General features: G+C 70.0%; 11 protein-coding genes and 1 tRNA gene. 7 read left to right on the forward strand and 5 right to left on the reverse strand.

Annotated features, from left to right (window positions below; genetic code table 11):
• The first annotated feature begins 3 nt into the window (after positions 1-3).
• From AC0KTA_RS19650 to purM, 4 genes are all read left to right on the forward strand, one after another.
• The gene (locus AC0KTA_RS19650; protein WP_481049524.1) at positions 4-801 is read left to right on the forward strand and encodes a maleylpyruvate isomerase family mycothiol-dependent enzyme; all 798 of its coding nucleotides are present in this window, start codon (positions 4-6) and stop codon (positions 799-801) included.
• 89 nt (positions 802-890) lie between these two features.
• Complete coding sequence (locus AC0KTA_RS19655) at positions 891-1,709, forward strand: META domain-containing protein (protein WP_481049525.1); 819 nt, start codon at positions 891-893, stop codon at positions 1,707-1,709.
• A gap of 135 nt (positions 1,710-1,844) precedes the next feature.
• Positions 1,845-3,371: an amidophosphoribosyltransferase gene (gene purF, locus AC0KTA_RS19660; protein ID WP_481049526.1), complete on the forward strand. Its 1,527-nt coding sequence runs from the start codon at positions 1,845-1,847 to the stop codon at positions 3,369-3,371.
• A 43-nt stretch (positions 3,372-3,414) separates the two neighbouring features.
• A complete protein-coding gene (gene purM / locus AC0KTA_RS19665; protein WP_481049527.1) occupies positions 3,415-4,536 on the forward strand; it encodes a phosphoribosylformylglycinamidine cyclo-ligase in 1,122 nt (373 codons plus the stop codon).
• Positions 4,537-4,662: 126 nt separating this feature from the next.
• Here purM and AC0KTA_RS19670 read toward each other — a convergent pair whose 3' ends face one another.
• The gene (locus tag AC0KTA_RS19670) at positions 4,663-4,917 is read right to left on the reverse strand and encodes a DUF3073 domain-containing protein (protein WP_189177758.1); all 255 of its coding nucleotides are present in this window, start codon (positions 4,915-4,917) and stop codon (positions 4,663-4,665) included.
• Positions 4,918-5,236: 319 nt separating this feature from the next.
• Positions 5,237-6,319, reverse strand: coding sequence for a Leu/Phe/Val dehydrogenase (locus AC0KTA_RS19675; protein WP_481049528.1), 1,083 nt, complete (start codon positions 6,317-6,319; stop codon positions 5,237-5,239).
• A gap of 282 nt (positions 6,320-6,601) precedes the next feature.
• Between AC0KTA_RS19675 and AC0KTA_RS19680 the strand changes: the two genes are divergently transcribed.
• Positions 6,602-7,498, forward strand: a complete 897-nt coding sequence (locus AC0KTA_RS19680; protein WP_481049529.1) for a DUF8083 family protein — start codon at positions 6,602-6,604, stop codon at positions 7,496-7,498.
• A gap of 503 nt (positions 7,499-8,001) precedes the next feature.
• On the forward strand, positions 8,002-8,208 hold the full coding sequence (gene bldC / locus AC0KTA_RS19685; protein WP_003949541.1) for a developmental transcriptional regulator BldC: 207 nt from the start codon (positions 8,002-8,004) through the stop codon (positions 8,206-8,208).
• 626 nt (positions 8,209-8,834) lie between these two features.
• Here the strand turns inward: bldC and AC0KTA_RS19690 are convergent.
• From AC0KTA_RS19690 to hrpA, 3 genes are all read right to left on the reverse strand, one after another.
• Positions 8,835-9,062, reverse strand: a complete 228-nt coding sequence (locus AC0KTA_RS19690) for a DUF6274 family protein (RefSeq protein WP_481049530.1) — start codon at positions 9,060-9,062, stop codon at positions 8,835-8,837.
• A gap of 229 nt (positions 9,063-9,291) precedes the next feature.
• Positions 9,292-9,366, reverse strand: a tRNA-Asp gene (locus tag AC0KTA_RS19695).
• Between the two features lie 108 nt (positions 9,367-9,474).
• A complete protein-coding gene (gene hrpA, locus AC0KTA_RS19700) occupies positions 9,475-13,416 on the reverse strand; it encodes an ATP-dependent RNA helicase HrpA (protein ID WP_481049531.1) in 3,942 nt (1,313 codons plus the stop codon).
• 83 nt (positions 13,417-13,499) lie between these two features.
• On the opposite strand from hrpA, the gene AC0KTA_RS19705 reads away from it, so the two are divergent.
• Entirely contained in the window at positions 13,500-13,913 is a 414-nt protein-coding gene (locus AC0KTA_RS19705; RefSeq protein WP_481049532.1) for a hypothetical protein, read from the forward strand.
• The last annotated feature ends 24 nt before the right edge of the window (positions 13,914-13,937 follow it).

The following is a 13,937-nucleotide window of genomic DNA, read 5'->3' on the forward strand; positions in this document are numbered from 1 at the left end:
CCCATGCCACCGGCCAAGAAGCGCACGCGCAGCTACGACCCGACGAAGATCCGCACCGCCGCCCTCACCCAGTTCGACACCGTGCGGGCGGCCGTCGCGGGCCTGACCCCGGAGCAACTGGCCGCGCCCACCCGGCTCGGGGACTGGACCGTGCGCGAACTGGCCGCCCACCTCACGATGGTGCTCGGCTCCGTTGCCCGCTATCTGGACGCCCCCGAGCCCGACAAGCTCGAAGTGCCGCTCCAGGACTGGCCGTTCCGCACCTCCTCGGCCGCGGGCCAGGTGGACGAGGACGTGCACGCCATTGTCGACGCGGGCACCGACCTCGACGCGCTGTTCGCGCACGCCGTCGACCGGCTCGCGGACACCCTCCCCGGCGCCGCCGGCACCCGCCTCGTGCCGTCCCGCTTCGGCGGCATGACCCTCGCCGACTTCATGGTCACCCGCACCGTCGAACTCGTCGTCCACACCGACGACTTGAACGACGCCCTGCCCGGCCTCGGCGTGCCGTACGACCGCCAGGCCCTGGCCGCCTGCACCCGGCTGCTCGCCGACGCGCTCGCCGCGAAGGCGCCCGGCGGCTCGGTGGAGGTCCGCGTTCCGCCGTACGCCGTGGTGCAGTGCGTGGCGGGCCCCCGGCACACCCGCGGCACCCCGCCGAACGTCGTCGAGACCGACCCGCTGACCTGGATCCGGCTCGCCACGGGACGCACGACATGGGCGGCGGCGCTCGACGCGGCGCAGGTCAGCGCGAGCGGCGAACGGGCCGACCTGGGCGGGCTGCTGCCGATCATGTCGTGACCGCCGTCGGCGGACGGCGCGACCGCGCGTGACCGCGAAGGGAACCGGTCCCGGACCCGCCCCGTCACAATGACATGTACAAGCAGCGTGTGACCCAGACCCTCACCGTCCTCGCCGCCGCCGGGCTGCTCGCTGCCTGCGGCTCCGAGTCCGGCTCCGGCGACGGCGGTTCCGACAAGGCCGGCCCCGGCACCGGCGGCTCCGGCAAGGGCGGCTCCGAGTCCGCCCTGACCGGTGTCCGCTGGAACGTCGAGAGCCTCACGGTCGACGGCAAGAAGCAGCAGGCACCCAGCGGCGCCTACGTGAAGTTCGGCGGCAAGGGCGGCACCGGCGGCAACTTCGGCTGCAACGGATACGGCGCCAAGGTGTCCGTGCGGGGCGACACCGTCGACTTCGAGCCAGGACCGCACACCGAGATGGCCTGCGACGCGCTCGAATTCGAGAAGAGCCTCGCCCGCGCCATGGACGGCAAACTCAAGGCCCAGGTGGACGACGAGCGGCTGACGCTCACCACCGCCAAGGGCGACCGCATCGCCCTCAGCGCCGAGGCCGGGGCGCCCCTGAAGGGCACCGAGTGGACCGTGACCTCCGTCGGCGACGGAAAGACCGCGACCTCGCTGCCGAAGGCGCTCGACGACAAGGTCAAGCTCACCTTCGGCAAGGACGGCAAGGTCAGCGGCAACCTCGGCTGCAACCACGTCACCGCCGACGCCGACGCCCGCGACGGCAAGATCACACTGGGCGAGCCAGGAGCCACCCGCAGGATGTGCCCCGGCAACGTCATGCCGACCGAACGCGCACTCCTGAAACTCTTCGGCACCAAGGTGTCGTACGAGGTGAACCACCGCACACTGACGCTGACGGCCGCGGACGGCAAGACGGTCGCCACGGCCCATGCACCGGCCTGACCTGCCCATACCGGCCCGACCCGCCCGGCGCCCGCACCACCGGGCTCGCCGGGCCGCCGGACCGGGGATCACGCTCCGTGCCGGCTTCGTATAGTCAATTCGGACCAGTGGTCGATCTCGCCTACACTCGGTGGCGTGCCACGTGGTGACGGTCGACTCAATCACGATCTGCTTCCCGGAGAGAAAGGCCCCCAGGACGCTTGTGGCGTCTTTGGTGTCTGGGCTCCGGGCGAAGAGGTCGCAAAGCTCACGTACTTCGGGCTGTACGCCCTCCAGCATCGGGGCCAGGAATCCGCGGGTATCGCGGTCAGCAACGGCTCCCAGATCCTCGTCTTCAAGGACATGGGGCTTGTTTCCCAGGTCTTCGACGAGACCTCCCTCAGTTCCCTCCAAGGGCACATCGCGGTCGGTCACGCCCGCTACTCCACGACGGGAGCCTCCGTCTGGGAGAACGCCCAGCCCACGTTCCGCGCCACGGCCCACGGCTCCATCGCCCTCGGCCACAACGGCAACCTGGTCAACACGGCGCAGCTCGCCGAGATGGTCGCCGACCTCCCCAAGCAGGAGGGCCGCACCACGCGCGTGGCGGCCACCAACGACACGGACCTGCTCACGGCTCTCCTCGCCGCCCAGACCGACGCCGACGGCAAGCCGCTGACCATAGAGGAAGCCGCCGCCGCGGTGCTTCCCCAGGTCAAGGGCGCCTTCAGCCTCGTCTTCATGGACGAGCACACGCTGTACGCGGCCCGCGACCCGCAGGGCATCCGCCCGCTCGTCCTCGGCCGCCTGGAGCGCGGCTGGGTGGTCGCCTCGGAGAGCGCGGCGCTCGACATCTGCGGCGCCGCCTATGTGCGCGAGATCGAGCCGGGCGAGTTCATCGCCATCGACGAGAACGGCCTGCGAACGTCTCGATTCGCGGAAGCGAAGCCCAAGGGCTGTGTCTTCGAGTACGTCTACCTGGCCCGCCCGGACACCGACATCGCCGGCCGGAACGTGTACCTCTCGCGGGTCGAGATGGGCCGCAAGCTGGCAGCCGAAGCCCCGGTCGACGCCGACCTCGTCATAGCGACCCCGGAGTCGGGCACGCCCGCCGCGATCGGCTACGCGGAGGCGTCCGGCATCCCCTTCGGCGCCGGCCTCGTCAAGAACGCCTACGTCGGCCGGACCTTCATCCAGCCCTCGCAGACCATTCGCCAGCTCGGCATCCGGCTGAAGCTGAACCCCCTCAAGGAAGTCATCAAGGGCAAGCGCCTGGTGGTCGTCGACGACTCGATCGTCCGCGGCAACACCCAGCGCGCGCTCGTGAAGATGCTCCGCGAGGCGGGCGCCGCCGAGGTCCACATCCGGATCTCGTCGCCGCCCGTGAAGTGGCCGTGCTTCTTCGGCATCGACTTCGCCACCCGCGCCGAGCTCATCGCCAACGGCATGAGCATCGAGGAGATCGGCACGTCACTGGGCGCCGACTCGCTCTCGTACATCTCCATCGACGGCATGATCGAGGCCACCACCATCGACAAGCCGAACCTCTGCCGCGCCTGCTTCGACGGCGAGTACCCGATGGACCTGCCCGACCCCGAGCTCCTCGGCAAGCAGCTCCTGGAGACCGAGCTGGCGGCAGGCCCGGCGGCCACGGCAGCGGCCGACGCGATTCGCCGTCCGTAAGCCGTCGCCTTCACGTAGTCAACGACACGAAAGCTCTCACCTCATGCCCACTGAGTCCTCTGAGCGCGCTCCGCACGCGGGCACCGGCGCCAGCTACGCCGCCGCGGGCGTCGACATCGAAGCCGGCGACCGCGCCGTAGAGCTGATGAAGGAGTGGGTGAAGAAGACGCAGCGCCCCGAGGTCGCGGGCCTCGGCGGCCTCGGCGGCTTCGCCGGCCTCTTCGACGCCTCCGCGCTGAAGCGCTTCGACCGCCCGCTGCTCGCCTCCGCCACGGACGGCGTGGGCACGAAGGTCGACCTCGCGCGCAAGCTCGGTGTGTACGACACGATCGGCCACGACCTCGTCGGCATGGTCGTCGACGACATCGTCGTGTGCGGCGCCGAGCCGCTGTTCATGACCGACTACATCTGCGTCGGCAAGGTCCACCCGGAGCGCGTCGCCGCGATCGTGAAGGGCATCGCCGAGGGCTGTGTCCTCGCGGGCTGCGCGCTGGTCGGCGGCGAGACCGCCGAGCACCCGGGCCTGCTCGGTCCGGACGACTTCGACGTGGCGGGCGCGGGCACCGGTGCCGTGGAGGCCGACCGCGTCCTCGGCGCCGATCGCATCCGTAAGGGTGACGCGGTCATCGCCATGGCGTCGTCCGGGCTTCACTCCAACGGGTATTCGCTGGTGCGGCACGTGCTCTTCGACCGCGCCGGGATGAGCCTCGACGCGCAGGTCGAGGAGTTCGGCCGCACCCTCGGTGAGGAACTCCTGGAGCCCACGAAGATCTACTCCCTGGACTGCCTGGCGCTGCTCCGCACCACCGAGGTGCACGCCTTCAGCCACATCACCGGCGGCGGCCTCGCGGCCAACCTCGCCCGCGTGATCCCCGACACCCTGCACGCCACCGTCGACCGCGCCACCTGGACGCCGGGCCCGGTCTTCGACCTCGTCGGCCGCGCCGGACAGGTCGAGCGCCTGGAGCTGGAGAAGACCCTGAACATGGGCGTCGGCATGATCGCCGTGCTCCCGCAGGAGTCGGTCGACGTGGCCCTGACGACCCTCGCCGACCGCGGCGTGGACGCCTGGGTCGCGGGCGCCATCGTGGACCGAAAAGAAAGCAGCACGGACCGTGGTGAGCACACGACCGGCGCCGAGCTCACGGGCACGTACGCACGCTAGGGGCGCCGCGGAGCGGGCAGCACAAAACCCGGTCCGGCGGTGTTCCCACCCCGGACCGGGTGAAGTGCGGTCGCTACGGAATCGGCGCGAACCGCGAATCCTCTGTGATGTACGAGTACCGCGAGGTCAAGCGCCGCGGCGCTGCGACGAAGGACCGGACTGGTCGTCCTCTTCGTCCTCGTCGTCGTTGTACAGATCCGCGTACTGCGCGTACGGGTCGTCTTCCTCGTCCTCGTCCTCGAACGGCTCGCCATTCGGCGGCTGCTGCGAAGTCGAAGCGCCCAGCTCGTTGGCCAGACGCGACAGGTCAGTCCCGCCGCTGTTGTACTTCAGCTGGCGGGCGACCTTTGTCTGCTTGGCCTTGGCCCGGCCGCGCCCCATGGCTCGACCCCCTCGGTATCGGGGCTTCATGGCCCCAGAGTCTTGACACGCGTTCATGATCTGGAACGGACTCTCCATGGAGAGACCGGTCCGTAGGGCTTCCACGGTACCTGCTCCTGCGGCCATACGGTACGTCGCCCGCAGGACGCGCCTAGGCGCACGACTGGCAAGGTGCCCTTTCCTCGCTGGTCAACCGCGATTTTAACCTCTTCTTGGCGGCGACCCGCCGACGGGGGTGAGTCTTGTCTCCCGAGGGCGTCGGCGGGCCCGGGCCCGAGGCTGTCCGGCGGCCGCCCGACGGTCGTCGGGCGGGGACGCGTCAGCGGCGGCGTGCCTCCGCGATGCGCTGCTCGGCGATCCGGTCGGCCGCCGCGGCGGGCGGAATCCCATCCGACTTCGCACGTGCGAATATGGCGAGGGTGGTGTCGAAGATCTTCGAGGCCTTCGCCTTGCACCGGTCGAAGTCGAAGCCGTGCAGCTCGTCGGCGACCTGGATGACGCCGCCCGCGTTGACCACGTAGTCGGGCGCGTAGAGGATCCCGCGGTCGGCGAGGTCCTTCTCGACGCCGGGGTGTTCGAGCTGGTTGTTGGCCGCGCCGCACACCACCTTCGCGGTGAGGACCGGCACGGAGTCGTCGTTGAGGGCGCCGCCGAGCGCGCACGGCGCGTACACGTCCAGGCCTTCGGTGCGGATCAGGGCCTCCGTGTCGGCGACCGCGGTGACCTGGGGGTGCTTGCCGGTGATGCGCCGCATCGAGTCCTCGCGCACATCCGTGATCACGACCTGGGCGCCGTCCTCGAGCAGGTGCTCCACGAGGATGTGGCCGACCTTGCCGACGCCCGCGACGCCGACCTTGCGGCCGCGCAGTGTGGGGTCGCCCCAGAGGTGCTGGGCGGAGGCCCGCATGCCCTGGAAGACGCCGTAGGCGGTGAGCACGGAGGAGTCGCCGGCGCCGCCGTGCTCCGGGGAACGCCCGGTGGTCCAGCGGCACTCGCGCGCGACCACGTCCATGTCGGCGACGTACGTCCCCACGTCGCAGGCCGTCACGTAGCGGCCGCCGAGCGAGGCCACGGCCCGGCCGTAGGCGAGCAGCAGCTCCTCGCTCTTGATCTCGTCGGGGTCGCCGATGATGACGGCCTTGCCGCCGCCGTGGTCGAGACCGGCCATGGCGTTCTTGTACGACATCCCGCGCGCGAGGTTCAGCGCGTCGACGACGGCCTCCTCCTCGGTGGCGTAGGGATAGAAGCGCGTGCCGCCGAGGGCCGGGCCCAGGGCGGTGGAGTGGATGGCGATGACGGCCTTGAGTCCGCTGGCGCGGTCCTGGCAGAGCACGACCTGCTCGTGGCCCCCCTGATCCGAGTGGAAGAGGGTGTGCAGGGCGCCGTCGGTTACATCGGTCACGGTGGTGACTCCCGGTTACGTAGCGGCGGTTGGGCGGGTGCCCGTGCGGGTGGCGGGCCCCCGTTTGCCATGAGAGTAGAGCCTGAGAGTAGAGCCTGAGGGGACCCGTCCGCCGGACGCCCTGGGCATCACTTTGCCCGGGCGCGGTGAGGGGCGCGCAATGTCCGGATTGGCGGGCGGAGGCGGATCCGACACCGGGGTCGCAGGACGGAGTACGGCACTGTTCGGCCATGGCACGATTTGCAGTGTTTTCCAGCCGGTACGCGGGGGAGGGGAGGAGCCGTGCCCAAGGTGTCCTCGGTGATCGTCCCGTACGCGTCGTACTTGCGTGTGTATGAGCCCCTCGCGGCCTTCCCCGAGCCCGAGCGCAGCCACTGGGCGCGCTACGCCCGGCGCCCCGGCCGCCCCTCCTACCAGGACGAACTCCGCCGCTCCCTGGCCGACTTGGTGCCCACGCCGCCCGTTCCGGTGCCGGTGCACGAGAGCAGCGACGCCTTCGTCCTGGAGAAGGACGGCGTGGTGTGCGTGTGCCCCTGGCGCACCCGGCTGCGCGGCTGGCAGGCCCTGGGCGAGCTCGCGGGGCAGTTGCCGATGCCGCTCCTGGACGCGGTGCTGCCGCCGGTGGTGCGCCGCCAGGCCGCCGCGGACTACGAGCAGTGGCTGGCCCGCAACCCCGACGCCCGCCCGTGGATCCGCACCGCGACCTGGCACGTGCCGCTGAACTGGTTCGTCCTGGTGTCGGACGAGGAGCGCTGCTTCGAGCGGTGCGCCGAGGACACCGGGGGCACCGAGGGTGTCGCGGGCGCGGGCGTGGAGGAGCCGTCCGGGGCCGGGGCGCCGGTGCTGCGGTACCGCACGCCGATGGTGGAGGCGCGGCGCCGGGTGGCGCGCGGCCTGAAGGCCCTGCGGGACGCGATGGACGAGGGGCCGCTCATCGACGGCCTGGTGGACGTCGGGCGGTGGCTGGAGGAGTTCCACCCGCGCTCCCTCGTGGAGCTCGACTACGGCGGCCTGGTGCACGCGCTGCCGGAGGAGCTGCTGGACGAGGACCACTCGGCGGCGGACGTGGCCGCGGGGATCGCGGCGCTGCGGGCCGGCGACGGGACGGGGGCCGGCGAGGCGTATGCGAGGCTCGTGGAGCGGTGGCGCGCGGTCCGGGAGCGCCAGTTCTCGAACTGAGGGCGCATTCGAGTCCTACCGCGTACGACATCATCCTGTTTTCCGCTGTCCCGGCGCCGGGACGTAGGTCCCGATCCGGGCCTTTGCCTCAAGCGTGATGGACCGCACTTAACTGACCCTTGCGCCGATCGGCCTTCCTCGTGCCAAAATAGGACAAGGAGTCCGGACAGGGCTCCTTCCGTCCAACTATGGGCGGAATGCTCAGCATTGCACGCTATGGGGGGTCCTGTTGACTCCTGATCGCTCTGTGACTGATCGTCACTGTGGCGTGACTGTCCGCTATGGCATGGTCCATCGGCTTCCGTCGCTGATGGACACCTGGGAGGGCAATTCCATCGGTTTGGCCGACGCGGCTGGACGGATGGTGTAGTTGTAGTGCCGAGGACAAGCCGTTCGTCCTATAACCGACTCGACTCGCGTCCGCCATTTCGGGCAACGCGGGTCAAGGTGCAGAATTTAGAGGAATGAACCGAGAAGGTTCGGTTCTCCCGAGGAGGCCGCTCATGACCGCTCGCACCCCTGATGCCGAGCCGCTGCTGACCCCGGCTGAGGTCGCCACGATGTTCCGCGTCGACCCCAAGACGGTCACGCGCTGGGCCAAGGCTGGCAAGCTCACGTCGATTCGCACGCTCGGCGGGCACCGCCGTTATCGCGAGGCTGAGGTCCGCGCTCTGCTGGCGGGTATTCCGCAGCAGCGCAGCGAGGCCTGAGCACGGCGTTTGTGCAGTAAGCAGCAGTAAGCAGTACACATCGGACGATGAGCACGACCACTGCCGGGTCCCCCAACCTGGCCGTAACGTCCGACATATAGCTACACACGACACGGGACCCGCCCCAACGGGCCCCACGCCTGTGCCACTTGGGTGCGTCGTTGATCGCGCTGGACTCCGCCGGGTCCAGCGCGATTTTTTTGTGCCCGCGCCGGCCCGCACCCGGCCTGTACCCCGCCCGCGCCCGTCCTGCGGGCGGCCCGCGCCCGGCGTGCGTTTCGGTCGATGCCCGCCGGCGCCCGCCGGTGCGCGCTGTTGGGGGCCTCTGTGAGCCGTCCTGTTGATCCCTGGGGGAGCCTGTCGGGCGTGCTCCGGGGGGTCTGGGAGGCGCGTCGTCAAGGCGGCGCGTCAGGTGGTGCAATTGCACATATTAGATTGACGCGTTGTAGGGCAGGTGTAAGTTCCGGGGTTTTCAAAAGCAGTTCGGTGACTACCGTCACACGGACCGTGGCTTGTTGCCCTCGATGTCCGTGCGCTAGGGGAGGCGCGGCGCTTCGGTATCGGGAGAACACTCCCGCCCTCCGTTCAGCTTCCCACCCGGCGGGCGTGCCGCGCCTCGGCTTTGGTCATGCCTTGGGAGGACTTTCGTCCTCGCATTGCTCTGGGGTCGCCTCGATGACCTCTGCGGCCTCTGTGAGCTCACGGGCGTCGCCGGAGGGCTCCATGGCGAGGCGCAGGAGCTGGTGGCAGATGGGGCAGTGCCGGGTCAGGTGGCGGTAGCTGGTGGCCGCCGCGAGGTGGGCGCGCAGCAGGGCGCGTGTCTCGTGCCGAGCGGATGCGGGGTATGCGGGCATGCGCCACCTCCTCGGGAGCGGGCGGCTCGCTCCCTTTTCCGGGGTACCGGCGGAATGTGACGCCGTCAACCCTGGCGTGTGCGGCGGGCATACGCCCGCCGAGGCAGTGAGGCCCGCACCTTGGCACGGCTGCGGGTCCCTCAACGCAGCGAGGGGCCGCACCCTTACGGGTGCGGACCCCAACGCAATGAGGCCCGCACCCTCACGGGTACGAGCCTCACATGCACTGCGGTCCTGACGGGATTTGAACCCGCGGCCTCCACCTTGACAGGGTGGCGAGCACTCCAAACTGCTCCACAGGACCAGGTTTCGCAGCTCCGATTGTTGCTCTGGGCTGCGAGAAAAGACTGTACAGCAGCTCGGCTTCCTGGTCGAACTCGCTCTCTGTGAGCCACCAGTTACAGCCGTACGGCTAGAGGGCGGCGGCGTCGATGGCCTTCACGATGCGTTTGTCCGAGACGGGGTACGCCGTGCCGAGCGCGTGCGCGAAGTAGCTGACGCGGAGTTCCTCGATCATCCAGCGGATGTCCAGGACCTCCCGCGGCACGGGCCGCCCCGGCGGCAACTGCTCGAGCAGCCACGCGTACTCGTCGCGCATCTCGCGGACCTTCTCCATGCGCGTGGTGTCCCGCTGGACGTTCGTCGGCATCTGCTGGAGCCGGCGGTCGGCGGCGACCATGTAGCGCATCAGGTCCGGCAGCCGCCTGAGGCCCGTCTCCGTGACGAAACCGGGCTTGATGAGGGCGTCGAGCTGCTCGCGGACGTCCGCGAGGTTCGCGAGCAGCGCCGGGCTCCCGCTGGACTTCAGGCGCCGCTCGCAGGCCTGCCAGGCGGCGAGGACCTGCTGGACCTGCGCGACCGCGTGCACGGTCGTGTCGACGATCTCGGCGCGCACCTTCTCGTACAGCTTGCGGTACGACTCCTCGTCCCACGCGGGCCCGCCGAAGTCCGCGATGAGCTTGTCCGCGGCGGCCGTGGCGCAGTCGTCGAAGAGGGCCTGCATGGAGCCGTGCGGGTTCGCGGACAGGGCGAGCTTCTGCTGGTTGGTGAGCTTGTCCTGGGCGAACTTGGCCGGGTTCACGGGGATGTTGCGCAGGATCAGGCGGCGGGTGCCGCGCCACATCGCCCGCGCCTGCTCCGCCTCGGTGTCGAAGAGGCGTACGGAGACGGTGTCGCCGTCGTCGACCAGCGCCGGGTAGGCCTTCACGGGCTGGCCCGCGCGCCTGGCCTCGAAGACGCGGGAGAGGGCGCCTATCGTCCAGTCCGTGAGGCCGGTGCGCTCCACGGACTCCCCGCCGGAGCGCTCGGCGGTCGCGGCGGCCGCCTGCGACAGGGCCTTGCGGGCCTTCGGCCTGAGCCGGAGCTTCAGGGCCTCCAGGTCCTTGTCCTCGGCCAGCTTGCGGCGCCGCTCGTCGGTGATCCGGAACGTGATCTTCAAGTGGTCCGGTACGCGGGTCAGGTCGAAGTCGTCGGCGCCCACCGGCACGCCGACCATCTGCTGCAGCTCGCGTGCCAGCGTGACGTGCAGCGGCTCCTGCCGGGGCGTGGCCCGCTGCAGGAACTCCTTGGCGTAGTTGGGCGCGGGCACGTAGTGGCGGCGGATCGGCTTGGGGAGGGAGCGGATCAGTTCGGTCACGACTTCCTCGCGCAGACCCGGGATCTGCCAGTCGAAGCCCTCCGGCGACACCTGGTTGAGCACCTGGAGCGGGACGTGGACGGTCACACCGTCCGCGTCCGCGCCCGGCTCGAACTGGTACGTCACCCTGAACTTCAGTGGGCCCTGACGCCACGTGTCGGGATAGTCGTCCTTCGACACGTCCCCCGCGCGCTCGTTGATGAGCATCGACCGCTCGAAGTCGAGCAGCTCCGGCTCCTCGTGGCGCTTCTTCTTCCACCAGGAGTCGAAGTGCGCGCCCGACACGACGTCTTCGGGCACGCGCTGGTCGTAGAAGTCGAAGAGCGTCTCGTCGTCGACGAGGATGTCGCGGCGCCGGGCGCGGTGCTCCAGCTCCTCGACCTCGGTGAGGAGCCGGCGGTTGTCGGCGAAGAACTTGTGGTGGGTGCGCCAGTCGCCCTCGACGAGGGCGTTGCGAATGAAAAGGTCGCGGCTCGTCTCCGGGTCGATGCGGCCGTAGTTCACCTTGCGGTCGCTGATGATCGGGACGCCGTACAGCGTCACCTTCTCGTACGCCATGACGGCCGCCTGGTCCTTCTCCCAGTGCGGCTCGCTGTACGTGCGCTTGAGCAGGTGCTGGGCCAGCGGCTCGACCCACTCCGGTTCGATCTTCGCGTTGACGCGGGCCCACAGGCGGGACGTCTCGACGAGCTCGGCCGACATGATGAAGCGCGGGGGCTTCTTGAACAGGGCCGAGCCCGGGAAGACCGCGAACTTGGCGCTCCGGGCGCCGAGGTACTCGTTCTTCGCGCCGTCCTTCACGTCCTTCATGCCGACGTGGGAGAGCAGTCCGGCGAGGAGCGAGACGTGCACGTGCTGCTCGGCGGCGTCGTCCTCGTTGAGGTGGATGCCCATCTGCTTGGCGACCGTGCCCAGCTGCGTATAGATGTCCTGCCACTCGCGGATGCGCAGGAAGTTCAGATACTCCCGTTTGCACATGCGGCGGAAGGCGGAGGAGCCGAGCTCCTTCTGCTGCTCGCGCACGTACCGCCACAGGTTCAGATACGCGAGGAAGTCGGACGTCTCGTCCTTGAAGCGGGCGTGCTGCTGGTCGGCCTGCGTCTGCTTGTCGGCGGGGCGCTCGCGCGGGTCCTGGATGGAGAGCGCGGCGGCGATCACCATGACCTCGCGTACGCAGCCGTTCTTGTCGGCTTCGAGGACCATGCGGGCCAGGCGCGGGTCGACGGGGAGCTGGGCGAGCTTGCGGCCCTGCTGGGTGAGGCGCTTCTTCGGGTCCTTCTGCGTCGGGTCGAGCGCGCCCAACTCCTGGAGGAGCTGTACGCCGTCCCGGATGTTGCGGTGGTCCGGCGGGTCGATGAACGGGAACTTCTCGATGTCCCCGAGGCCGGCCGCGGTCATCTGCAGGATGACGGAGGCGAGGTTCGTACGGAGGATCTCCGCGTCAGTGAACTCCGGGCGGGCGAGGAAGTCGTCCTCGGAGTACAGCCGGATGCAGATGCCGTCGGACGTACGGCCGCAGCGGCCCTTGCGCTGGTTGGCGCTGGCCTGTGAGATCGCCTCGATGGGCAGGCGCTGCACCTTGGTGCGGTGGCTGTAGCGGGAGATGCGGGCCGTGCCCGGGTCGATGACGTACTTGATGCCCGGGACGGTCAGGGACGTCTCGGCGACGTTGGTTGCCAGGACGATTCTTCGGCCCGAGTGCTGCTGGAAGACGCGGTGCTGCTCGGCGTGCGAGAGCCGGGCGTAGAGCGGGAGCACCTCGGTGAACCGATAGTTCTTCTTGTTCAGCGCGTCCGCCGTGTCCCGGATCTCGCGCTCCCCGGAGAGGAAGACGAGGATGTCGCCCTTGCCCTCGGCCTGGAGCTCCTCGACGGCGTCCGTGATCGCGGTGATCTGGTCGCGGTCCGGGTCGTCCGTGTCCTCTTCGAGGAGAGGGCGATAACGGACCTCCACCGGATACGTGCGTCCGCTGACCTCGACGATCGGGGCGTCCCCGAAGTGGCGCGAGAAGCGCTCCGGGTCGATGGTCGCGGAGGTGATCACGACCTTCAGGTCCGGGCGCTTCGGAAGCAGCTGCGCGAGATAGCCGAGCAGGAAGTCGATGTTGAGGGACCGTTCGTGCGCCTCGTCGATGATGATCGTGTCGTACGCGCGCAGCTCGCGGTCCGTCTGGATCTCGGCGAGCAGGATGCCGTCCGTCATCAGCTTCACGTACGTACCCCCGCTCACCTGGTCGGTGAAGCGGACCTTCCATCCGACGGCCTCGCCCAGCGGCGTGTTCATCTCCTCGGCCACGCGCTCGGCGACCGTGCGGGCCGCGATGCGGCGGGGCTGGGTGTGGCCGATGAGGCCGCGCACGCCGCGGCCCAGTTCGAGGCAGATCTTCGGGATCTGGGTGGTCTTGCCGGAGCCGGTTTCACCCGCGACGATCACGACCTGGTGGTCGCGGATCGCCGCGAGGATGTCGTCCTTCTTCTGGCTGACCGGGAGCTGCTCGGGATACGTGATCGCGGGCACGCCCGCGGCGCGGCCCGCCATCCTGGCCTCCGCCTTCGCCACGTCGTCCGCGATCTCCGCGAGGACGGCGGCGCGGGCCTCGGGCTTGCGGATGCGGCGCGCGCCTTCGAGCCGCCGGCCGATGCGGTGCTCATCGCGCAGCGAGAGCTCCGTCAGGCGGGGGGCGAGGGCGTCGAGGGTGAGGGCGGGCTGCGTAGACATACGCGGTCCAGGATCTCACCCGCCGCTCGGGAACGGCCAACCGATTTCCCGTGGGGCTCGGGGGAACACGTACGATTCCGGGCATGTGGTCCCGTGCGCGGCTTGCGTGGTGCTCCCTGGTGGGGGTGCTGGTCGTCGTGCTCGGGGTCGGTGTGCTTTGTGGCTCCGCCGGGGCTGTTGGCTCCGCCGGGGCGCAGGTGGCCGGGTCGGCCGGGGTTCAGGTTGCCCGGTCGGCGGAGGCCGGCGTCTTCGTTCAGGCCGCCGACGGGCAGGGTGTGCCCGGCTGCGGCAAGGGCGGCCGGGAGGACGACGGGCAGCGGCCCGCCGCGCCGCCGCGGTCCCCCACCTCGTACGAGCTGCTGCCCGCCCTCTACGACACCCGTGCCGCCTCCGGCTCGTGGATCGCCGACCAGGCCGTCCTGACCGTCTCGCCCGGCCGCGCGCCGCCCGCGCTGGTGCCGCCCTCGCCGATAGACCTCTCCGTTCTGCGCGTGTAGGAGGCCCCTGTCTCAGGGGTTTCT

The organism is Streptomyces sp. Y309 (genome assembly GCF_056712025.1).